General features: G+C 67.8%; 23 protein-coding genes. 8 read left to right on the top strand and 15 right to left on the bottom strand.

The window, feature by feature from the left end; all coding sequences use genetic code 11:
- Positions 1–30: 30 nt before the first annotated feature.
- A complete protein-coding gene (gene ade / locus KM176_RS09345) occupies positions 31–1,731 on the bottom strand; it encodes an adenine deaminase (protein ID WP_160895961.1) in 1,701 nt (566 codons plus the stop codon).
- Between the two features lie 168 nt (positions 1,732–1,899).
- Here ade and KM176_RS09340 point away from each other — a divergent pair, with 168 nt between their 5' ends.
- Positions 1,900–2,592 carry a fumarylacetoacetate hydrolase family protein gene (locus KM176_RS09340; RefSeq protein WP_160895975.1) on the top strand — a complete coding sequence of 231 codons (693 nt, stop codon included), beginning with the start codon at positions 1,900–1,902 and terminating at the stop codon, positions 2,590–2,592.
- A 67-nt stretch (positions 2,593–2,659) separates the two neighbouring features.
- Positions 2,660–3,205 (top strand): TetR/AcrR family transcriptional regulator, encoded by a 546-nt coding sequence (locus KM176_RS09335; protein ID WP_160895962.1) that lies wholly within the window; start codon positions 2,660–2,662, stop codon positions 3,203–3,205.
- Here KM176_RS09335 and recO read toward each other — a convergent pair whose 3' ends face one another.
- Positions 3,206–3,952 (bottom strand): DNA repair protein RecO, encoded by a 747-nt coding sequence (gene recO / locus KM176_RS09330; protein WP_160895963.1) that lies wholly within the window; start codon positions 3,950–3,952, stop codon positions 3,206–3,208.
- Positions 3,953–4,008: 56 nt separating this feature from the next.
- Between recO and KM176_RS09325 the strand changes: the two genes are divergently transcribed.
- Positions 4,009–4,635, top strand: coding sequence for a Pr6Pr family membrane protein (locus tag KM176_RS09325; protein WP_160895964.1), 627 nt, complete (start codon positions 4,009–4,011; stop codon positions 4,633–4,635).
- A gap of 15 nt (positions 4,636–4,650) precedes the next feature.
- On the opposite strand, the gene KM176_RS09320 is transcribed toward KM176_RS09325, so the two are convergent.
- The 7 genes from KM176_RS09320 to KM176_RS09290 form a co-directional block, all read right to left on the bottom strand.
- Positions 4,651–4,980 carry a DUF1491 family protein gene (locus tag KM176_RS09320; protein ID WP_160895965.1) on the bottom strand — a complete coding sequence of 110 codons (330 nt, stop codon included), beginning with the start codon at positions 4,978–4,980 and terminating at the stop codon, positions 4,651–4,653.
- Between the two features lie 78 nt (positions 4,981–5,058).
- Positions 5,059–5,967, bottom strand: coding sequence for a GTPase Era (gene era / locus KM176_RS09315; RefSeq protein WP_160895966.1), 909 nt, complete (start codon positions 5,965–5,967; stop codon positions 5,059–5,061).
- Positions 5,968–6,005: 38 nt separating this feature from the next.
- On the bottom strand, positions 6,006–6,911 hold the full coding sequence (locus KM176_RS09310; RefSeq protein WP_311136181.1) for a DMT family transporter: 906 nt from the start codon (positions 6,909–6,911) through the stop codon (positions 6,006–6,008).
- Positions 6,908–7,600, bottom strand: a complete 693-nt coding sequence (gene rnc / locus KM176_RS09305; protein WP_160895967.1) for a ribonuclease III — start codon at positions 7,598–7,600, stop codon at positions 6,908–6,910. The genes KM176_RS09310 and rnc overlap by 4 nt, the downstream gene beginning before the upstream one ends.
- A 110-nt stretch (positions 7,601–7,710) precedes the next feature.
- Positions 7,711–8,547 carry a signal peptidase I gene (gene lepB / locus KM176_RS09300; protein ID WP_160895968.1) on the bottom strand — a complete coding sequence of 279 codons (837 nt, stop codon included), beginning with the start codon at positions 8,545–8,547 and terminating at the stop codon, positions 7,711–7,713.
- Between the two features lie 299 nt (positions 8,548–8,846).
- Positions 8,847–9,263 carry a holo-ACP synthase gene (gene acpS, locus KM176_RS09295; RefSeq protein WP_160891070.1) on the bottom strand — a complete coding sequence of 139 codons (417 nt, stop codon included), beginning with the start codon at positions 9,261–9,263 and terminating at the stop codon, positions 8,847–8,849.
- Positions 9,264–9,342: 79 nt separating this feature from the next.
- The gene (locus tag KM176_RS09290) at positions 9,343–9,543 is read right to left on the bottom strand and encodes a hypothetical protein (RefSeq protein WP_160891071.1); all 201 of its coding nucleotides are present in this window, start codon (positions 9,541–9,543) and stop codon (positions 9,343–9,345) included.
- Between the two features lie 97 nt (positions 9,544–9,640).
- On the opposite strand from KM176_RS09290, the gene KM176_RS09285 reads away from it, so the two are divergent.
- The gene (locus tag KM176_RS09285; RefSeq protein ID WP_160891072.1) at positions 9,641–10,552 is read left to right on the top strand and encodes a LysR substrate-binding domain-containing protein; all 912 of its coding nucleotides are present in this window, start codon (positions 9,641–9,643) and stop codon (positions 10,550–10,552) included.
- On the opposite strand, the gene KM176_RS09280 is transcribed toward KM176_RS09285, so the two are convergent.
- The 5 genes from KM176_RS09280 to folK form a co-directional block, all read right to left on the bottom strand.
- A complete protein-coding gene (locus KM176_RS09280) occupies positions 10,537–11,286 on the bottom strand; it encodes a pyridoxine 5'-phosphate synthase (protein WP_160891073.1) in 750 nt (249 codons plus the stop codon). The genes KM176_RS09285 and KM176_RS09280 overlap by 16 nt on opposite strands.
- A gap of 87 nt (positions 11,287–11,373) precedes the next feature.
- The gene (locus tag KM176_RS09275; RefSeq protein WP_160891074.1) at positions 11,374–12,105 is read right to left on the bottom strand and encodes a DUF2062 domain-containing protein; all 732 of its coding nucleotides are present in this window, start codon (positions 12,103–12,105) and stop codon (positions 11,374–11,376) included.
- A complete protein-coding gene (locus KM176_RS09270) occupies positions 12,095–14,269 on the bottom strand; it encodes a RelA/SpoT family protein (RefSeq protein WP_160891284.1) in 2,175 nt (724 codons plus the stop codon). Before KM176_RS09270 ends, KM176_RS09275 begins: the two co-directional genes overlap by 11 nt.
- Positions 14,270–14,422: 153 nt before the next feature.
- Positions 14,423–14,779, bottom strand: coding sequence for a DNA-directed RNA polymerase subunit omega (gene rpoZ, locus KM176_RS09265; protein WP_160891075.1), 357 nt, complete (start codon positions 14,777–14,779; stop codon positions 14,423–14,425).
- Positions 14,780–14,919: 140 nt separating this feature from the next.
- The gene (gene folK / locus KM176_RS09260) at positions 14,920–15,498 is read right to left on the bottom strand and encodes a 2-amino-4-hydroxy-6-hydroxymethyldihydropteridine diphosphokinase (protein WP_328806011.1); all 579 of its coding nucleotides are present in this window, start codon (positions 15,496–15,498) and stop codon (positions 14,920–14,922) included.
- Between the two features lie 134 nt (positions 15,499–15,632).
- On the opposite strand from folK, the gene KM176_RS09255 reads away from it, so the two are divergent.
- The 4 genes from KM176_RS09255 (at position 15,633) to rnhA (ending at position 18,318) form a co-directional block, all read left to right on the top strand.
- Positions 15,633–16,208 carry a LabA-like NYN domain-containing protein gene (locus KM176_RS09255; protein WP_160891077.1) on the top strand — a complete coding sequence of 192 codons (576 nt, stop codon included), beginning with the start codon at positions 15,633–15,635 and terminating at the stop codon, positions 16,206–16,208.
- A gap of 45 nt (positions 16,209–16,253) precedes the next feature.
- Positions 16,254–16,721 (top strand): YqaA family protein, encoded by a 468-nt coding sequence (locus KM176_RS09250; protein WP_236045237.1) that lies wholly within the window; start codon positions 16,254–16,256, stop codon positions 16,719–16,721.
- A 52-nt stretch (positions 16,722–16,773) separates the two neighbouring features.
- Positions 16,774–17,724, top strand: coding sequence for a 4-hydroxy-3-methylbut-2-enyl diphosphate reductase (gene ispH, locus KM176_RS09245; RefSeq protein ID WP_160891078.1), 951 nt, complete (start codon positions 16,774–16,776; stop codon positions 17,722–17,724).
- A gap of 141 nt (positions 17,725–17,865) precedes the next feature.
- Complete coding sequence (rnhA, locus tag KM176_RS09240) at positions 17,866–18,318, top strand: ribonuclease HI (RefSeq protein ID WP_160891079.1); 453 nt, start codon at positions 17,866–17,868, stop codon at positions 18,316–18,318.
- A 120-nt stretch (positions 18,319–18,438) separates the two neighbouring features.
- Here the strand turns inward: rnhA and fmt are convergent, their stop codons facing one another.
- On the bottom strand, positions 18,439–19,353 hold the full coding sequence (gene fmt, locus KM176_RS09235; RefSeq protein WP_160891080.1) for a methionyl-tRNA formyltransferase: 915 nt from the start codon (positions 19,351–19,353) through the stop codon (positions 18,439–18,441).
- Between the last annotated feature and the right edge of the window lie 6 nt (positions 19,354–19,359).

The raw sequence follows: 19,359 nt of genomic DNA, 5'->3' as shown, positions 1-19,359 counted from the left end.
CAGAGGGGCAGAGCCCTTGGCCGACCGTGGTCAGGAAATGATCTCGAACTTCACGACATCGACCATGCCACGGTCGGTGATCTTCAGGGCCGGGATCACCGGCAGGGCCAGGAAGGCCAGTTGCAGGAAGGGTTCCTCCAGCGTGACGCCCAGGGTCTTGGCCGCCGCGCGCAGCTCGACCAGGGCGTCGCGAACCTGTTCGAAAGGCCAGAGGCTCATCAGGCCCGCGACGGGAAGCGGCAGTTCCGCCAGGACCTTGCCGTTTTCCACCACCACGAAACCGCCCTCGATCTCGCCCAGGCGGTTGGCGGCCAGGGCCATGTCGGCATAATCGACGCCGACGCAGGCGATGTTGTGGTGATCGTGGCAAACCGTCGAGGCGATGGCGCCGCGCTTCAGTCCGAAGCCCTTCACGAAGCCCGAGGCAATGTTGCCGTTGATGCCGTGGCGCTCGATCACCGCGATCTTCACCAGGTCGCGGGCCGGGTCGGGGCGCTTGTCGCCGTTCTCGATCGCGATCACCTCGTGCAGGTGCTCGGTGATGATCTTGCCCTCGACGATGCCGATGACGTCGGTCTCCTCGCGGTTGGCGGAGCTGCGGAAATGATCTGCCGTCACCACCGGGGCCCGGACCGAGGCGCGGCCCACCGGCGGCGTGATCTGGCGTTGCGCGAAGGCCGCCTCTTCCAGCACCACGCCCCCCGAGAGCACCATCTCTGCATGGCAGCCCTCCAGGTCCGGCAGCACGACGATGTCGGCGCGCCGGCCCGGGGTGATCTGGCCGCGATCCTTCAGACCGAAGGCCTCCGCCGCCGAGAGCGAGGCCGCGCGGTAGACCGCAAGCGGCGAGCAGCCCATGCGGATCAGCTCCCGGATCATGAAATCCAGATGACCGTGCTCGCCGATATCCAGCGGATTGCGGTCATCGGTGCACAGGCACATGTAGGCCGAGGTGATATCGCTCAGCAGCGGTTGCAGCGCCACCATGTCCTTGGACACGGAGCCTTCGCGGATCAGCACCCGCATGCCCTTCTGCAGCTTCTCGCGCGCCTCTTCGGCCGTCGTCGCCTCGTGCTCGGTGCGGATGCCGGCGGAGATATAGGCGTTCAGCCCCTTGCCCAGCAGCTGCGGGCAGTGGCCGTCGATATGGCCGCCCCGGAACATCTCGAGCTTGGCCATGCAGCCCGGGTCCTGGAAGATCACGCCGGGGTAGTTCATGAATTCTGCCAGGCCGATCACCGCCGGATGGTCGCGCAGCTGCACCAGGTCCTCGGCCTCGATCCGGGCGCCGGCGGTCTCCATGTGGGAGGACGGCACGCAGGAGGACAGGTTCACCTTGATGTCGATCAGCGTCTCGGTGGCGCAGGACAGGAAGTACTCGATCCCCGGCACGCCGATCACGTTGGCGATCTCGTGCGGATCGCAGATCGCCGTGGTGACGCCGCGCGGGCCGACGCAGCGGTCGAACTCGTGCGGGGTGACCATGGAGCTTTCGATATGCAGATGCGTGTCGATGAAGCCGGGCACCAGGATCTTGCCCGTCACGTCGATCTCGCGCTTGCCGGAGTAGCGCTCCATGATGCCGACGATGCGGTCGCCGCAGATCGCCACGTCGCCCTCAAGCAGGGCGCCGGTCACCACGTCAAGGACCCGCCCGCCCTTCAGCACCAGATCCGCGGGCCTGTCGCCATGGCCCTGGGCAATCATCTCGGTCAGGGGGGTCTGGGTCATGGCGGCCTCCGGGCAAAGGGTGTGGCGCACAGGAAAACCCTTTGCCCCGCCCTTGTCCAGCACGGCGCGGCGGCAGCAGGCGATCCGGCAGGGGATGGGCGGGGTGACAGGATGGGTGACAAGCGCCGCGCCCGGGCGTACCCCTTGGGCGACCTGCCCGAAAGGACCTTGCCGATGGCGCTCTTCTCCCTGCCCGCGATCCCCGATGTGCCCGTCAAGGGCGAGAACGACGGCTATGCCGTGGCCCGCATCTTCTGCGTCGGGCGCAACTATGCCGCCCATGCCGCCGAGATGGGCAACGAGGTGCCCGAGGCGCCCTTCTACTTCACCAAGTCGCCCGCCCACCTGCACCTGAGCGGCGCCACCCTGCCCTATCCGCCGGGCACCGAGGACTGCCACCACGAGGTGGAGCTGGTGGTGGCGCTTGGCGCGCCGCTGTTCCGTGCCACCCCCGAAGAGGCCGCCGCCGCGATCTATGCCTATGGCTGCGGCCTCGACATGACCCGCCGCGACCTGCAGATTTCTGAGCGCAAGAAGCAGCGCCCCTGGGACCTGGGCAAGGATTTCGACGGCGGCGCCATCATCGCCCGGCTGACCAAGGCAAGCGAGTTCACGCCCGCGACCCAGACCATCACCCTGGATCTGGACGGCACGCGCCGCCAGGGATCCACCCTGGACCTGATGCTGAACGACGTGGTGCAGGTGCTCTGCCACCTTTCGGGCTTCTACCGGCTGGCGCCGGGCGACCTGATCTATACCGGCACCCCCGAGGGCGTCGGCCCCGTGGTCCCCGGCAACCACCTGAGCGGCCAGATCGAGGGGCTGGACCCGGTCGAGCTGACGATCACCGATCCGGAGTGATCCCCCCGCAGCCCGGCTTCACGGCATTGCGATTGCTGCACTGCGGAAGCTGGGCTAGCGTTGACCCATGAGTCGAAAACCTCGCCTTTCTCCCGAGGACTGGTTGCAGGCCGGTCTGGATGCGCTCGCGGTCGCCGGCCCCGAGGCGCTGAAGGCCGAACCTCTGGCCCGTGCGCTGGAGACGACGAAGGGGTCGTTCTACTGGCATTTCCCCGATGTGCCGCATTTCCGCCAGTCGTTGCTGGAGTTCTGGCAGGGTCTGGCCGCGCTGCCCGAAGAGGCCCCTGCGGATCGCCGCGCGGCGGTCGCCCAGCTTCATGCCATCGTCAAGGAAGGCTTCTCTGCCGGGATCGAGAGCGAGGCCGCGATCCGCGCCTGGGCCCGCACCGAACCCGAGGCGGCGCGGATGCTGGCCGAGGTCGATGCGGCGCGGCTCCAGCACCTCGAAGCCCTGCTGCGCGGCGTCGGCGTCACCAATCCCGACATCGCGCGGATGCTGCTGGCGGCGCGGGTCGGCATGACCTCGCTCTGCGACAGCAGCGGCGAGGATGCCCGGGCGAAGAACGAAAGCGCGCTGGACACGCTGGTCGATCTGGTGCTGGCGCTGCGCTGATCAGGGCGCGGTCGGGCGCGCAAGGCGCCGGGCAATCACCTGCATCAGGCGGGCGCGGGCATCGGGCAGGGGTTTGCTGCCCAGCTCCGGCGCCAGGTGGTTGTGCAGGAAATGCCCGGTGACGGTCAGCGCCTCGGCGATCTCGGCGTCCCCGGCCTGCCCCTCGCCCTTCAGCACCGGGGGCAGCGGCAGCAGCCGGTCGGCATAATCGCCCGCCCCCGCCCGCGTCACCGCCCGGCCCGTCCGGGGCGAGACATAGGCCAGCCCCTCGGTCGCGCCGGTCACCGCGCAGGCGCTCAGGTCCAGCCCGTAACCCATGTCCTCCAGCAGGGCGATTTCCCACCGCAGATAGGCCAGCGGCCAAAGCTCTCCCTGCCCCAGCAGGTCGAGCAGCCGTTCGCTGTCGCGGTAAAGGCGCGGATGGGCCTCGCGTTCGGGCAGGCAGAAGGACAGCAGCGCTGTGACCGCGTTCAGCCCCGCCAGCGCCAGCCGGTCGCCCCCCAGCGTCACATCAGAGCGCGATCTGACGACATCCACGGAAAAGTGACCAAGCTGGTCTTCCAGCCGGGCCCGCCAGGAAAACTGCAGCTGCGCCCCCGGTTGCAGGATCGGCGCCATCCGCCGCGAGGCCCCGCCCCGCACCAGCCCCGCATGGCGCCCGTGCGAGGGGGTGAACGCCTCGACGATGGCGCCGCTTTCGCCGTGCCGACGCAGGGTCAGCAGGATGCCTTCTTCTTGCCATTCCATGAGGACACATCATTCGTGGGCTTGCGGGCGCTGGCAAGATGGATCAGCTTGCGCCCATGGATTTTCGCTCTGACGCTCTCTCTCCCCTCGCCCGCGCCGTCTCGGTGCTGATCGTGGTGCTGACGGCCGCGGCTCTGGTGGCGCAGTTCCTCGTCACGCTGCAGGCCCATCCCGAGGACCGGCTGCTCGACGTGTTCTGGCGCATGGCGCGCTATTTCACCATCCTGACCAACGTGCTGGTGCTGGGCAGTTTCCTGGCCATGAACATGCTCCGGCGCGCGCTTGGCCGGGTCTGGATGGGCGGGCTGACGGTCTGGATCGTGCTGACCGGCGTGGTCTACCACGTTCTGCTGGCCGAACCCGCCACCGGGATCCCGATGCTGGCCGACCAGGGGCTGCATACCGTGACGCCGCTGCTGGTTCTGGCCTTCTGGTGCGTCCTGACGCCGAAGTCCCGGATGCGCTACCGGGCCGCCTTCGCCTGGCTGATCTGGCCGGCCCTCTACGCCGGTTACGCCTTCTGGCGCGGTACGCTGGACGGGCACTATCCCTATTTCTTCCTCGATCCGACGGCGGATGGCTGGGACGGCGTCTGCGTCTGGCTCGGGCTGATGGCCCTGACCTTCCTGCTGAGCGGCTTCGTGGTGGTCTGGCTGGGGCGGCTCTTCTCCCGCGAACGCTGAGGCGCCGCCTGCGCCTCAGTCGGCGAAGCCCGGCTCGTCCAGCAGGTGACGGCCGTGGCGGTCCTCCACCTCGATCACCCAGAGATCCGGGTCGAAGCTGCGCTGCCGGCTTGCGGCGGCATCGACCTCGGCCTCCGGCCCCTCGGCCAGCACGTCCCAGCGGCGCGCGCCGCTCATCAGGTCAAAGCCCTTCTGGAACAGCTGCGCCCGGCCATCGAGCGTGTTCATCTTGACCAGCACGGCCCCCGCCCCGTCATCGCCGTGGGCGGTGACGAAGGCCGGGATGTCCATCAGCCGCAGCCGGGTCAGGTAGGCATCCACCCAGATCCGCGCACGCAGGCTCATCGCGCCACCGCCTTCAGGGACGGCGGGCGGGGCGTCGCTGCCGCAGGCAGCGAGCGTCCGACCACCGGACCAGCGGCCTCAGCCGTTGCCGTCACGGAAATCCAGCCCCATCTCGGAATAGCGCTCGGCCTCTTCCAGCCAGTTCTCGCGCACCTTGACCTGCAGGAACAGGTGCACCTTGCGGCCCAGGAACTCTTCCAGCTCCTCGCGGGCGGCCTTGCTGACGCCCTTGATGGTCTCGCCCTTCTTGCCCAGCACGATGCCCTTGTGGCCGTCGCGCGCGACATAGATGATCTGGTCGATCCGGGCCGAGCCATCCTCGCGCTCGTTCCAGTGCTCGGTCTCCACCGTCAGCTGGTAGGGCAGCTCCTGGTGCAGGCGCAGGGTCAGCTTCTCGCGGGTCATCTCGGCGGCGATCATGCGCATCGGCAGATCGGCGATCTGGTCCTCGGGGTACAGCCAGGGGCTTTCCGGCACCTGCCCGGCCAGCCAGGCCTTGAGGTCCTTCACCCCATGGCCCTTCTCGGCCGAGATCATGAAGGTCTTCTCGAAGCTGTAACGCTCGTTCAGCGCCTCGGTCAGCGCCAGCAGCTTCTGCGATTCGACCCGGTCGATCTTGTTGATCGCCAGCGCGATGCGGCGGCCCTTCGGCAGCTCGGCCAGACCTTCCAGGATGCGCTCCACGCCCTCGGTGATGCCGCGATGGGCCTCGACCAGCAGGACGATCACATCCGCATCCGCGGCCCCGCCCCAGGCGGCGGCCACCATGGCCCGGTCAAGACGCCGCTTGGGCTGGAACAGCCCGGGCGTGTCGACAAAGACGATCTGGCTGTCGCCCTCCAGCGCCACGCCGCGGATCCGCGCCCGCGTGGTCTGCACCTTGTGGGTGACGATCGACACCTTGGCCCCGACCATGCGGTTGGTCAGGGTCGACTTGCCGGCGTTCGGCTCTCCGATCAGGGCGACGAAGCCCGCGCGTGTGCTCATGACGAAATCCTCGCTCGAAGGCCGCTCTCTAGGGCAGATTAGCGCGACACGCCAGCCCTGTCTCCAGTCTCTGCACGCGCCGGGGCCTTCTTGCCCGAGCGCAGCAGCGTGTAGATGCCGCTGACGACGATCAGCAGCCCGCCGCCCAGCGTCCACAGGTCCGGCCGTTCCCCGAAGACCAGCACCGCGAAGGCCAGCGCCGCGATCAGCCGCGTATAGCGGAACGGCGAGACGACGGCGATCTCTCCGGTCTGCATGGCCCGCGTCAGCGCCGCATAGGCACTGGTCGCGGCCACCGCCTCCAGCGCCATCAGCCCCATGGTTCCGGGGCGCGGCCAGACCGGCGCCAGCCCCTGCACGATCATCAGGATCACGCCCGCCAGCATCAGCATGATGAAGCCCAGCGTGCCCAGCTGCCAGCCCGAGACCCCCTTCGGCGCCGCCCGGGTTCCCAGATCGCGCCCGGCAAAGCCCAGCGTCGCGGCCACGGCCAGCAGCGCATCGGCGCGGAACGCCTCGGGCGTCGGGCGCAGGATCATCATCACCCCCAGCAGCCCGATGCAGATCGCGCTCCAGCGCCGCGGCCCGACCTTCTCGCCGAAGAAGACCACCGCGCCGGCGGTCACCACCAGCGGCGCCGCCTGCAGGATCGCCGAGGTCGAGGACAGCGGCGTGTAGGCCAGCGCCAGCCCGAAGAACAGCCGGCCCGCGATTTCCAGGACCGAGCGCAGCATCAGCCGCCGCCCGAAGGTCTGTTCATGTAGCACCGGCTCTCCGGCGCGCGCCGACAGCAGGGAGAACAGCACGATCCCGCAGAGCCCCGACACCGCCATCGCCTCGCCCGGCGAGACATCGCGGGTGATCACCTTGAACAGCGCATCCTCGACGGCAAAGCCCATCATGGCCGCCAGCATCCACAGGCTGCCGCGCAGGTTGTCGCTCACTTCGCGGAATCCTGCGACAGCCGGTCCAGCAGGGCGCGGGCCGCCGATTGCTCGGCCGCGCGCTTGGACGAGGCCTTGGCGCGGGCCTCCTCGCCGGTTTCCAGACGGGCCGCGATGGTGAAGAGCGGCGCGTGGTCGGGCCCCGAACGCTCCGTTTCCACATAGGCGGGCGGCGCCAGACGGCGCGCCTGGGCCCATTCCTGAAGCGCGGTCTTGGCATCGCGGGCATCGGCCTCGACCTCGGCGATGCGGGCCTCCCAGAGGCGCAGCACCAGCGCCTTGGCGGCCTCGAACCCGGCATCGAGGTAGACGGCGGCGATCACCGCCTCCATCGCATCCCCCAGCAGCGCCATCTTGCGCCGCCCGCCCGACATCTGCTCGGAGCGGCCCAGCTTCAGCACCGCGCCCAGGTCGATCTCGCGGGCGACATCGGCGCAGGTCTCCTTGCGCACGAGGGCGTTGAAACGCGGGGCAAGCTGGCCTTCCTTGGCGCCCTTGTCCTCGGACAGCAGCGCCTCGGCCATGACCAGGCCCAGAACCCGGTCGCCGAGGAATTCCAGCCGCTGGTTGTCGGGCCGGGTCGCGGAGGACATGGAGGAATGGGTCACCGACCGGCTCAGCAGTTCGGGCCGGGCAAATTCATGCCCGAGCCTCAGCTGGAAATCCTTCAGGTCCTGCGAAATCTTCATGGAGACGGCCCCGTCTGCGCTGCCGGTTTACGGATTGCCCCGTAAAACACCCAATTGCCGGGCGGCGCAAGCACTGCGCCGTCCCGGGGCCATCCCGGGGGCCGGCAGGGTCAGACGATCTTCTTGAAGAAGCGGTCGGCGCGCCAGGTCCAGAAGTACAGCAGCGAACGCCCGGCGGAAGAGAAGATGATGCGGTCGGCGCGGCCGATCAGGTCCTCGGCGGGCACGAAGCCGACACCGCCCACGGATTGCGCGAAGCGCGAGTCGGTGGAGTTGTCGCGGTTGTCGCCCATCATGAAGTAATGCCCCTCCGGCACCCGGAACACGCCGGTATCGTCGGCCGAGGGCATGTAGCCGATGTTGAGGATGTCGTGGGTGACCCCGTTGGGCAGGGTCTCGATCAGGCGGAACTTCTTGCATTCGCCGCCCTCGCCCACCGGCGCATTGGCACAGCGCGGCGGACGGCCCTGGGGCCCCTGGGGTTCGTATTTCTCGACGAAGGTGCCGCCATCCTTCACCTCGACCGGCTTGCCGTTGATGTAGAGCAGCGAATCGCGCACCTGGATCTCGTCGCCGGGCAGGCCGATCAGGCGCTTGATGTAATCCTCGCCCGAGACCGGGTGACGGAACACCACCACGTCGCCGCGCTGCGGCTCATGGCCCAGCCAGCGCTTGTTCTCGCCGTCGAAGAAGCCGCAGATCTGGCGCGCATCAAGGTTGATCGGGCCGACATGGATGTTCGGGCAGGAGGCGTAGGAATAGCCGTAGGCCATCTTGTTGACGAACAGGAAGTCGCCGATCAGCAGCGTGTCCTTCATCGAGCCCGAGGGGATCCAGAACGGCTGGAAGAAGAGCGTCCGGAAGAGCCCGGCGATGATCAGGGCCCAGAACACCGTCTTGATGGTTTCCCAGATCGCGTTCCCGCCCTCTTTCGATTTCTTCGCCATGCGTTGCCGCTCCCGCGTTACAGATGCCTCTGCCGGGGCCCGTCCGGGCCCTTCGGCCCGCGATACTTGCGGGGGGAATTTCGCCAAGTCAACCGCCCGGCCCCGCCTTTGCCCCGCTACGGCACCCGCGCCGCGTCACAGCCACGTGACCCCCGGGCCAGGCGTCGTCCCGGCATCGAGCCGGGCCGACGCCTGCCGTCTCCTGCGGAGCCGGCGGCCACCGCCCCTTTCATCTTTCCACAAATATGCCGGGGGAATCGCGGCCCCGCCGCGATGGGGGCAGAGCCCCCTGCCCGCGCTCAGCCCGGCATCCCCGATGCCAGCGGGCGCGCCTCGATCACCACGAAGGCCTGCGCCCAGGGATGATCATCCGTCAGCGTCACATGCACCACCGCCGTGTGGCCCGCGGGCGTCATCGCCGCCAGCCGTTCCGCCGCCCAGCCGGTCAGTTCCATCACCGGCTGCCCGCTCCGCATGTTCGCGACCGCCATGTCCTTCCAGGAGATCCCCATCGCCAGCCCCGTCCCGAGCGCCTTCGAACAGGCCTCCTTCGCCGCCCAGCGTTTTGCCAGGGTGCCCGCCTCATCCTTGCGGCGCGCGGCCTTGGCCAGCTCCGTCTCGGTGAAGACGCGGTTGCGGAAGCGGTCTCCGAAGCGCTCCAGCGTGGTCGCGATGCGCTCGATGTTGGCGAGGTCCGTGCCGATGCCCAGGATCATGTGGCGGCTCCTTTCAGACCACGGCCTTAGCCTGTCCGCCCCCCCTTGAAAAGCGAAGACCCGGCCAACCGGCCGGGTCTCAGGCACGACAGCTCTGCTGCGCGCGCTCGCGTCTCTCCGCGAGCCGTATCACCTGCGCAGGCGCCGGAGGCGGCACCAGGGGCAGGTCGGCAAGCTCCTGCAGGGACATCCCCGCCACCGCCGGATCCGCGAAGGGATCGTTGCGGCGCGCCGGGTCCATCCCCCGGATCTCCAGGAGCCGTTTCATCCATTCCATCATCTGCAATCCTTTCTCTGTTTCAGATATCTGGAACATAGGGCTGCTCCGGGGCCGAAAAAACTGCACATGATCTGAAATATCGTTTAGGTTTTCTGAAATGCAAAAGCTGCATAGCCTCCCCCTGAACGGCCTGCGGGCCGTCGATGCCGTGGCCCGCCTGCGCTCCCTGCGCGCCGCCGCCGGCGCGCTCGGCGTCTCGCCCGGCGCGGTCAGCCAGCAGATCACCCGCTGCGAGGAAATCCTCGGCCACCAGCTGTTCGAGCGTCGCCCCGGCGGCATGATCCCGCTGTCCGGCATGGAAGAGGTGTTCCGCCTGCTGGAAGAGGGCTTTGCCAGCATCGCCGCCGCGGTCGAGCTGACCCGCCGCGACCGGGCGCAGATCCTGACCATCTCGGCGCCGCCGATCTTCGCCGCGCGCTGGCTGATCTGGCGCCTGCCCGATTTCACCCGCGCCCATCCCGAGATCCGCGTGCGCATCGATTCGGAGCTGGCGCTGGTCGATCCCAACAAGGGCGATGTCGATTTCGCCATCCGCGTCGGGCCGGGGCACTATCCCAATGTCCACGCGGAACGCCTGCTGCACCAGTTCGTCACCCCGGTCTGCAGCCCCGAGGTCGCGAAACGCATCCGTACCCCCGCCGACCTCGCGCGGGTGCCGATCATCCGCGACGACCGCGCGATGTTCACATGGGAGGCCTGGCTGGCCCCCGAGGGGATGCACGCCGACATGCTGCAGGACGGGCCGGTCTTCAACGAGGCCTCGCTGGGCCTCGACGCGGCAATGTCGGGGGAAGGCGTGCTGCTGGCCTTCGAGACGCTCTGCCACGATGCCATCGCGCAGGGGCGCGTCGTGGCACCGATCCCGCGCTGGCACCCGACCGGCTTCAGCTACTGGCTGATCTCGGCGCGGGGACGATCCCTGTCAACGCCGCAGCGGCAGTTCCGGAGCTGGCTGAAGGACAGCCTGGCCAGCTCCGGCATGGGCCTGGGCGATCAGCCGCGGGCCTGATCCATCCGGCGGCGCATCTCGGTGATCGCCGGCTGAAGCCCCAGGAAGATCGCCTCGCCGATCAGGAAATGGCCGATGTTCAGCTCCTTGACCTCGGGCAGCGCGGCGATCGGGCCGACGGTCTCGTAGGTCAGGCCGTGGCCGGCATGGACCTCAAGCCCCAGCTCATGCGCGAGCTTCGCCATGGCGGTCAGGCGGACCAGCTCGGCGTCGCGGTCGCCAAAGCGGCCCTCGGCATGGGCATCGCAATAGGCGCCGGTGTGCAGCTCAACCACGGCGGCGCCGATGCGGTGGGCGGCGCGGATCTGCACCTCGTCGGCGGCGATGAAGATCGACACCCGGCAGCCGGCCTCGCGCAGCGGCGCGATGAAATGCGCCAGGCGGTTCTCGTCCTGGGCCACCTCCAGACCGCCCTCCGTGGTGCGTTCCTCGCGCTTCTCGGGGACGATGCAGACCGCGTGGGGGCGGTGACGCAGGGCGATCTTCTGCATCTCGTCGGTGGCGGCCATCTCGAAGTTCAGCGGCACCGAGAGATTGGCCGAAAGCGCCTCGATATCGGCATCGGAGATGTGGCGGCGGTCTTCGCGCAGATGCGCGGTGATGCCGTCGGCCCCGGCCTGTTCCGCCAGCTTCGCGGCGCGCAGGGGGTCGGGATAGGCGCCGCCGCGCGCATTGCGGACGGTGGCCACGTGGTCGATGTTCACACCCAGTCGCAGGCGGGGCAGGTCGCTCATGACGGAACTCCTTCGGATTGCGGGGCCATCTGTGCCGGATCAACCCGCCAAGGGCCAGCATTTTCGGGCGCAGGGACGCGGTTGCAGCTAGCCGGCGTCCGGATCGGGCTTCGCGGGCGGGGTCTGGGCCTGGGAAACCTTGGAGGCCACACCCTTGCCCGCCGCCCCGACACGCGGCGCCGCCTTGGCCCGCAGCGCCGCCAGCTTGGCCTTCAGCTTGCTGCGCCGGCGCGCCTGATAGGCGCGGATCACCGGCACGGTCAGCCAGTAGCCCACCAGCCCGGCAGCCACCCCCGGCAGCAGGCCGCCCACCGTGTAGGGCAGGAAGATGTCGTGCACGAAGATCGCCAGCCCGTGCCAGTCGGTCACGCGGTCGCTGAACAGCGCCAGGAAGTTCGACCTCAGGTCATTGGCCGCCGCCAGGAACTTGCCCGCAACGCCCTGGTGGCCGCCGTCGATCTGGTGGTGGATGTCGTAGCCGAACATCCCCAGCAGGAAGCGCCCGAACCCCAGAGAGATCATGCCGATGGGCACGAAGGTCACCGGGTTGCCGACGAAGGTTGCCAGCATCGCGGCCAGGACATTGCCCCGCACCGCCAGCGCCAGCAGCGCCGCCAGCGGGAAATGCATACCGAAGAACGGGCTGAACACCACGACGATGCCGGCGAAGACCCCCCGCGCAATCTTCTCGGGGGTGTCGGGCAGACGGTGCAGCCGGTGGCGCACGTAGTAGAAGGCACGGGCCCAGCCGCCGCGCGGCCAGACCATCTCCTTCAGGATCGTTTTGTAGCTGCGCCTGTCCCGGCGTTTAAAGACCAACGGCCTCTCCATGCGGCGCGGGCGATGTCATCGGAGGCGGTGCCGCGTCCTCCGGGTTGCGCACCCGCGCGACGGAGGCCACATCGCCCTCGGCCTCCAGCGCCGAGATCAGAGTGTGCAGATGCTCGGCGTCGCGCAGTTCGACCTCGACGATCAGCCGGAAGAAATCCGGTTTCCGGTCCAGGAAGTTCAGGTCCGAGATATTGGCCTTCTGCTCTCCGATCAACGAACAAACGCGCCCGAGGACGCCAGGATCGTTGGCCAGGGTCAAATCCAGTTGAACGGCGTAGATCGCGGCATGGCGCCCGGCCTGCCAGTGCAGGTCGACCCAGCGGTCGGGCTGGTCCTCGAACTGCGCCAGCGCGCCGCAGTCGATGGCATGGACCTGCAGCGGACGGCCGCGCCAGGTGATGCCGACGATGCGTTCGCCGGGCAGCGGGCGACAGCAGGGCGCGCGCTTGAAGCTTTGCCCCTTCTCCAGCCCGATCAGGGCGCGGTCGCGCTTGACCTGCTCGCCCTCGATTTCCATCAACTCGGGGTAAAGCACGGCGACGACGCGGGCCACGCGCAGCTCTGCCCGGCCCAGCTGGGCCAGCAGCTCGTCCCGCCCGCCTTCGATTCGCAGCTTCTTGGCGGCAGTTTCCAGCACCTTGTCGGTGGCCTTCTTGCCGACATGTTCAAAGCCCGAGCGCGCCAGTTCGCGGCCCAGCTTCACGTAGCGTTCGCGGTCGACCTCGCGCAGGGCACGCCGGATGGCGGCCTTGGCGCGACCCGTGAAGGCGATGTCGAGCCAGGTCGCCTGCGGTTCCTGGCCTTCGGCGGTGATGATCTCGACCGACTGGCCGTTCTTGATGCGGGTCCAGAGCGGCACGCGCATCCCGTCCACCTTGGCCCCCACGCAGGCCGAGCCGATCCGGGTGTGGATCGCATAGGCAAAGTCGATGGGGGTGGCGCCGCGCGGCAGCTTGACCACCTCGCCCTTGGGCGTGAAGCAGAAGACCTTGTCGGAATACATCTCCAGCTTGACGGCCTCGAGGAAGTCCTCGTGATCCTCGTCGGCGCCCATCTGTTCGGTCAGCGCGGCGATCCAGCGGGTCGGATCGACGGCGAAGGGGTTCTCGGCCTTCTCGCCGTCCTTGTAGGCCCAGTGCGCGGCAACGCCGCCCTCGGCGACCTCGTGCATGGCGAAGGTGCGGATCTGCACCTCGACGCGCTTGCCGTCACGCCCCGACACCGTGGTGTGGATGGAGCGATAGCCGTTCGATTTCGGCTGGCTGATGTAATCCTTGAAGCGGCCCGGGATCGACTTCCAGCGCCGGTGGATCAGGCCCAGGGCGCGGTAGCAGTCATCCTCGGTCTCGGTCAGGACGCGGAAGCCGTAGATATCCGACAGCCGCGAGAAGCTCTGGCCCTTGGCCTGCATCTTGCGCCAGATCGAATAGGGCTTCTTGGCGCGACCGTAGACCTTGGCGGTGATGCCCGCCTCCTTGAACAGCGTGCGCATGTCGCCGGTGATGCGTTCCACCACGTCGCCGGTCTCGTTCTCAAGCGTCACGAAGCGGCGCATGATCGACTGGCGGCCATCGGGGTTGAGGACGCGGAAGGCCAGGTCCTCCAGCTCCTCGCGCATCCATTGCATCCCCATGCGCCCGGCCAGCGGTGCATAGATATCCATGGTCTCGCGCGCCTTCTGGATCTGCTTCTCGGGCTTCATCGCCTTGATGGTGCGCATGTTGTGCAGCCGGTCGGCCAGCTTCACCAGAATCACCCGCATGTCCTTGGACATCGCCATGAACAGCTTGCGGAAGTTCTCGGCCTGCTTGGTCTCGGTCGAGGACAGCTGGAGGTTGGTCAGCTTGGTGACACCATCGACCAGGTCGGCGATCTCAGAGCTGAACAGCTCGGCCACCTGGGCATAGCTGGCCTTGGTGTCCTCGATCGTGTCGTGCAGCAGCGCGGTGATGATGGTGGCATCATCCAGCTTCTGCTCGGCCAGGATCGTTGCGACCTCGACGGGATGGGTGAAGTAGGGTTCGCCGGAACGGCGGAACTGCCCCTCGTGCATCTGGCGACCGAAGTCGAAGGCCTTCCGCAGAAGCGCCTCGTTGGTATGGGGGTTGTAGGAACGAACGAGCGTGACCAGCTCGTCCACAGCCAGGTCCAGATCCACCTGTCGCGCCTCTGCCCTGAGCCTGAGCCGGCCTGCCGGGGCAACAGGGCTCTCCGCTCCGTCAGGCGCTGCAGGGCCTTGGCGGCCCCGCTCTTGTTGCTCCGCGGATGCGGAAAGGGCCCGGACGATGCCGGGCCCGAAGGGCCATCAGCCCTGGCGCTGTGCCTCGACGAGGGCGCGCAGCAGCTTCTCTTCGCTCATGTCGTCCTCGACCGGCTTGTCGGCGGCCTCGGCACCCATGAGAAGGGCCATGCTGTCCTCTTCGGGCTCGTCCACCTCGATCTGGGTCTGGTTCGACTCGATCAGGCGTTCACGCAGTTCGTCGGCAGACTGGGTCTCCTCGGCGATCTCGCGCAGGGCCACAACGGGGTTCTTGTCGTTGTCACGATCCACGGTCAGCTGCGAACCCGAGCTGATCTCGCGCGCCCGGTGGGCGGCCAGCATTACCAGTTCGAACCGGTTCGGGACCTTGTCGACGCAATCTTCTACGGTCACGCGGGCCATCGTTCACTCCTTCATCGACATGGATGCGGGTAGGTTTGGAAACAGAGTAGATAAGGGCTTTGGCCCTTTCTGACAAGCGGATTCTGGGTGCCCGCCGGCAAGTCCCCCCGCCCCGCCCGGGGCCGGGGCCCTGCCGAAGGTCAGGGACAGGTCGGTTCTGCCAGTGCCTTGACCGCTTCCAGATCGGATGCCGCGAGGTCATCGCGCATCTGCCGCGCGGTCAGGTTCAGAAGCGGATGCCGCCAGTCTGGTGCGACATCGCACAGCGGCACCAGCACGAATGCACGGTCCTGAATCCGGGGATGCGGCAGGATCAGGGTTTCTGGCGCAAGCCGTGTCTGATCCTCTGCCGGCAGGGCCATCCAGCGGCGCTGCTCTGCCTCATTCGGCAGCACGAGATCGTCACAGGCAATCAGATCCAGATCGAGCGCCCGCGGCCCCCACCGTTTTTTCCGTTCCCTGCCAAAGAGTTGCTCAACACGGTGCAATTCCGCCAGCATCTCCTCCGGCGTTCTTTCGCTGGACAAGACAAGAGCGGCGTTGACAAAGTCTGGTCCAGAACCAGCTGGAAAAGCGGGGGTAGAATACAGCATGCTGACAGAAAGAATCTGCCCGCTCTCGTGGGACAGGCGTGCTATCGCTGATTGTACGACCGCGACGCAGGTTCCTCCCACTTCGGGTAGGTTCGCACCCACAGCGACTAGGAAACTGCGACTCATGGGCATCCCAACCTATACATTTGGACTTTGTAGTTCACTTGATGCATCCTAAGCGGGCATTTATTTTAAGCTAGCCGGACCTCGGGAATTATCACTCTCCCACCCGACCTCCGGCACATGAAAGGAATTGTTTGATGTTCTACAAGGACGAACGGCTCGCGCTGTTCATCGATGGCTCAAACCTCTACGCCGCGGCCAAGGCGCTTGGGTTCGACATCGACTACAAGCTTCTGCGGCAGGAATTCATGCGCCGCGGCAAGCTGCTGCGCGCCTTCTACTATACCGCCCTTCTGGAGAACGACGAATATTCCCCGATCCGCCCGTTGGTTGATTGGCTGCACTATAACGGTTTTTCCATGGTTACCAAGCCGGCCAAGGAGTTCACCGACAGCCAGGGCCGCCGCAAGGTAAAGGGAAACATGGATATCGAGCTGACGGTGGATGCGATGGAACTCGCGCCCCGCGTCGACCATATCGTCCTGTTCTCCGGCGACGGCGATTTCCGCCCGCTGGTCGAAAGCCTGCAGCGCCAGGGGGTTCGCGTCTCGGTCGTCTCGACCATCCGCTCGCAGCCGCCGATGATCGCCGACGAGCTGCGCCGCCAGGCCGACAACTTCATCGAACTCGACGAGCTGAAGGAAGTCATCGGCCGTCCGCCGCGCGACCAGGGCGACGACAGCCGCAGCAGCCGCGCCTCTTCCGCCACCTGATGCGGGCCGGGGCCCAACGGGCCCGGCCTTCGCAGGCGCGATCCGATGTCGGGGCTTCTTGACCTGCTGCCCCTCGGCCACCCGCTGGCCGAGGCCATGGCCATGGCGCTCGCGGCCTTCGGGGCCGCGACCCTGCTGCCCTTCCAGTCCGAACTGGTCTTCGTGCCGATCCAGCTGGCCGGCAGCCTGCCCCTGCCGATCCTGCTGCTGGTTGCCAGCGCCTTCAACACCGCGGGCTCCGCACTGAACTACCTGATCGGGCGCGGGCTGATGCGGTTTCGCGACCGACGCTGGTTCCCCGCCTCCGCCGCCCAGCTGGCCCGGGCCGAGGCCTGGTATGCCCGCTGGGGCGTCTGGTCGCTGCTGCTGTCCTGGGCGCCGCTGGGCGATGCGATCACGGTGGTCGCGGGGATGATGCGGACCCCGGCCTGGCTGTTCCTGCTGCTGGTCGGCATCGCCAAGACGCTGCGCTACCTGGTGCTGGCCTGGGCCAGCTGCGAACTTGCGGGCTGAACTTGCGGGCTGGCGCTGCATCGCCTACCTCTGGGGGCAACAGGAGATGCCGATGACCAAGCCGCCCCTCACCCTCTACCTTGCCGCGCCGCGCGGGTTCTGCGCCGGCGTCGACCGTGCCATCAAGATCGTCGAGATGGCGCTGGAGAAATGGGGCGCCCCGGTCTACGTGCGTCACGAGATCGTGCACAACAAATTCGTCGTCGACGGCCTTCGCGACAAGGGCGCGGTCTTCGTCGAAGAGCTGGACGAATGCCCGCTTGACCGGCCGGTGATCTTCTCGGCCCACGGCGTGCCGAAATCGGTGCCCGCCGCCGCCCAGGCCCGCGAGATGGTCTTTGTCGACGCCACCTGCCCGCTGGTCTCCAAGGTGCATATCGAGGCCGAACGCCACCACGAGGCCGGCCTTCAGATCATCATGATCGGCCATGCCGGCCACCCCGAGACGATCGGCACCATGGGCCAGCTGCCCGAGGGCGAGGTCCTGCTCGTGGAAACCGAGGCCGACGTGGCGACCCTCGCGGTGCGCAATCCTGAGAAACTGGCCTTCGTCACCCAGACCACCCTGTCGGTCGATGACACCAAGGGGATCGTCGCGGCGCTTCAGGCCCGCTTCCCCGCCATCGTCGGGCCGCACAAGGAAGACATCTGCTATGCCACCACCAACCGCCAGGAGGCGGTGAAGGCGATGGCCGGCAAGATCGACGCCATGCTGGTGGTCGGCGCGCCCAACTCCTCGAACTCGCGCCGCCTGGTCGAGGTCGCCGCCCGCGAGGGCTGCGGCTATGCCCAGCTGGTCCAGCGCGCCGGAGAGATCGACTGGCGCGCGCTGGAAGGCATCCGCTCGATCGGCATCACCGCCGGGGCCTCTGCGCCCGAAGTGCTGGTGGACGAGGTCATCGACGCCCTGCGCGCCCGTTACGAGGTGACGGTCGACCTGGTGGAAACCGCGCAGGAAAACGTCGAATTCAAGGTCCCGCGGGTCCTGCGCGTTCCCGCCTGAGAGAGGCGCAGGCGCGGCATCGAGCCGCCCCTGCGCCTGCCGCCTCCTGCGGAGCCGGCGGCCCCGCCCAACCGGCTTTGCTTTGCCCTTGACCTTTGCGCGCCCCCCGGGCCACACCCGGCGCAACTTCAGGAGAGCGCCATGCCCACGACCCTTTACGCCTTCACCGACGGCGCCTGCTCCGGCAATCCCGGCCCGGGCGGCTGGGGCGCACTTTTGCAGGCGAAGGACGGCGACACGCTGCTGAAGGAACGCGAGCTGAAGGGCGGCGAGGCCAACACCACCAACAACCGCATGGAACTTCTGGCCGCGATCCACGCGCTGGAGACCCTGGGCCGCCCCACGCGGATCACCATCATTACCGACAGCCAGTATGTGAAGAACGGCGTTACCGGCTGGATTCACGGCTGGAAGCGCAACGGCTGGAAGACCGCCGCCAAGAGGCCGGTGAAGAACGCCGAACTGTGGCAGCGTCTTGACGAGGCCGCGAAACAGCACGACGTCACCTGGGAATGGGTCAAGGGCCACGCCGGCCACCCGGAAAACGAACGCGCCGACGAACTGGCGCGCGCCGGCATGGCACCGTTCAAGTAACCCCAACCTTCCGACAGGCATATTTGAGGAAAGATGAAAGGCAGGGTCCGCCCCGCCCATTTTCTTGTTCCAAATACCTCGGGGGAGTCTCCGCAGGAGACGGGGGCGGAGCCCCCTGCCTCAGCTTTCCCCCAGCACGGCCCCCGCCGCAATGGGCATCCCGCGCAGGAAGACCCCGGCCTCTTGCGGCCCCTTGCCCGCCCGTTGCAGGCGCAGCACCTGCACCGCGCCCACACCGCAGGCGATGGTCAGCGCGTCGTCCAGAAGCGTGCCGGGCGCCCCGGATCCTTCCGCCAGCCGCGATGCGAGAAGCTTCAGTCGTTGTCCCTCGTGCTCCACCCAGGCCCCGGGGAAGGGCGACAAGCCGCGGATCAGCCGATCAACCTCCTCCGCGGGGCGGGCAAAATCAACCTGCGCCTCGGCCTTGTCGATCTTGGCCGCGTAGGTCACGCCCGCCTCGGGCTGTTCCTCGGCGACCAGATCGTCCAGCCGCGTCAGCGCCTCGGTGATCAGCCGGCTGCCCAGGACAGAAAGCCGGTCATGCAATTCAGCCGTGGTCTCCTCGGCACCGATCGCCAGGGCCTCGCGCAGCAGCACCGGCCCGGTATCAAGCCCCGCCTCCATCTGCATGATGCAGACCCCGGTCTCGGCATCGCCGGCCATGATCGCGCGGTGGATCGGCGCCGCGCCGCGCCAGCGCGGCAGCAGGCTCGCGTGGATGTTGAGGCACCCCTTTGCCGGCGCATCCAGCACCGCCTGGGGCAGGATCAGCCCATAGGCCACGACCACCGCCACATCGGCGTTCAGCGCCGCGAAAGCCGCCTGCTCCTCGGGCGCCTTCAGGCGCACCGGGTGGCGCACCTCCAGGCCCAGCTCAAGGGCGCGGGCATGCACCGGGGTCGGACGGTCCTTCTTGCCACGCCCGGCGGGGCGGGGCGGCTGGCAGTAGACGCAGGCGATCTCGTGCCCGGCCGCCACCAGCGCGTCGAGGACCGGAACCGAAAACTCCGGCGTTCCCATGAAGATGATGCGCATGTCCGT

It is taken from the genome of Pseudooceanicola endophyticus (assembly GCF_018760365.1).
GTDB lineage: Bacteria > Pseudomonadota > Alphaproteobacteria > Rhodobacterales > Rhodobacteraceae > Pseudooceanicola > Pseudooceanicola endophyticus.
This window is presented reverse-complemented; position numbering and strand designations above follow the sequence as displayed.

Coding starts and splice junctions, on each gene's coding strand:
- ade (WP_160895961.1), bottom strand. CDS start 1,731: ATGACCCAGACCCCCCTGACCGAGATGATTGCCCAGGGCCATGGCGAC.
- KM176_RS09335 (WP_160895962.1), top strand. CDS start 2,660: ATGAGTCGAAAACCTCGCCTTTCTCCCGAGGACTGGTTGCAGGCCGGT.
- recO (WP_160895963.1), bottom strand. CDS start 3,952: ATGGAATGGCAAGAAGAAGGCATCCTGCTGACCCTGCGTCGGCACGGC.
- KM176_RS09325 (WP_160895964.1), top strand. CDS start 4,009: ATGGATTTTCGCTCTGACGCTCTCTCTCCCCTCGCCCGCGCCGTCTCG.
- KM176_RS09320 (WP_160895965.1), bottom strand. CDS start 4,980: ATGAGCCTGCGTGCGCGGATCTGGGTGGATGCCTACCTGACCCGGCTG.
- era (WP_160895966.1), bottom strand. CDS start 5,967: ATGAGCACACGCGCGGGCTTCGTCGCCCTGATCGGAGAGCCGAACGCC.
- rnc (WP_160895967.1), bottom strand. CDS start 7,600: ATGAAGATTTCGCAGGACCTGAAGGATTTCCAGCTGAGGCTCGGGCAT.
- lepB (WP_160895968.1), bottom strand. CDS start 8,547: ATGGCGAAGAAATCGAAAGAGGGCGGGAACGCGATCTGGGAAACCATC.
- acpS (WP_160891070.1), bottom strand. CDS start 9,263: ATGATCCTGGGCATCGGCACGGACCTCGCCAACATCGAGCGCATCGCG.
- KM176_RS09290 (WP_160891071.1), bottom strand. CDS start 9,543: ATGATGGAATGGATGAAACGGCTCCTGGAGATCCGGGGGATGGACCCG.
- KM176_RS09285 (WP_160891072.1), top strand. CDS start 9,641: ATGCAAAAGCTGCATAGCCTCCCCCTGAACGGCCTGCGGGCCGTCGAT.
- KM176_RS09280 (WP_160891073.1), bottom strand. CDS start 11,286: ATGAGCGACCTGCCCCGCCTGCGACTGGGTGTGAACATCGACCACGTG.
- rpoZ (WP_160891075.1), bottom strand. CDS start 14,779: ATGGCCCGCGTGACCGTAGAAGATTGCGTCGACAAGGTCCCGAACCGG.
- folK (WP_328806011.1), bottom strand. CDS start 15,498: ATGAGTCGCAGTTTCCTAGTCGCTGTGGGTGCGAACCTACCCGAAGTG.
- KM176_RS09255 (WP_160891077.1), top strand. CDS start 15,633: ATGTTCTACAAGGACGAACGGCTCGCGCTGTTCATCGATGGCTCAAAC.
- KM176_RS09250 (WP_236045237.1), top strand. CDS start 16,254: ATGTCGGGGCTTCTTGACCTGCTGCCCCTCGGCCACCCGCTGGCCGAG.
- ispH (WP_160891078.1), top strand. CDS start 16,774: ATGACCAAGCCGCCCCTCACCCTCTACCTTGCCGCGCCGCGCGGGTTC.
- rnhA (WP_160891079.1), top strand. CDS start 17,866: ATGCCCACGACCCTTTACGCCTTCACCGACGGCGCCTGCTCCGGCAAT.
- fmt (WP_160891080.1), bottom strand. CDS start 19,353: ATGCGCATCATCTTCATGGGAACGCCGGAGTTTTCGGTTCCGGTCCTC.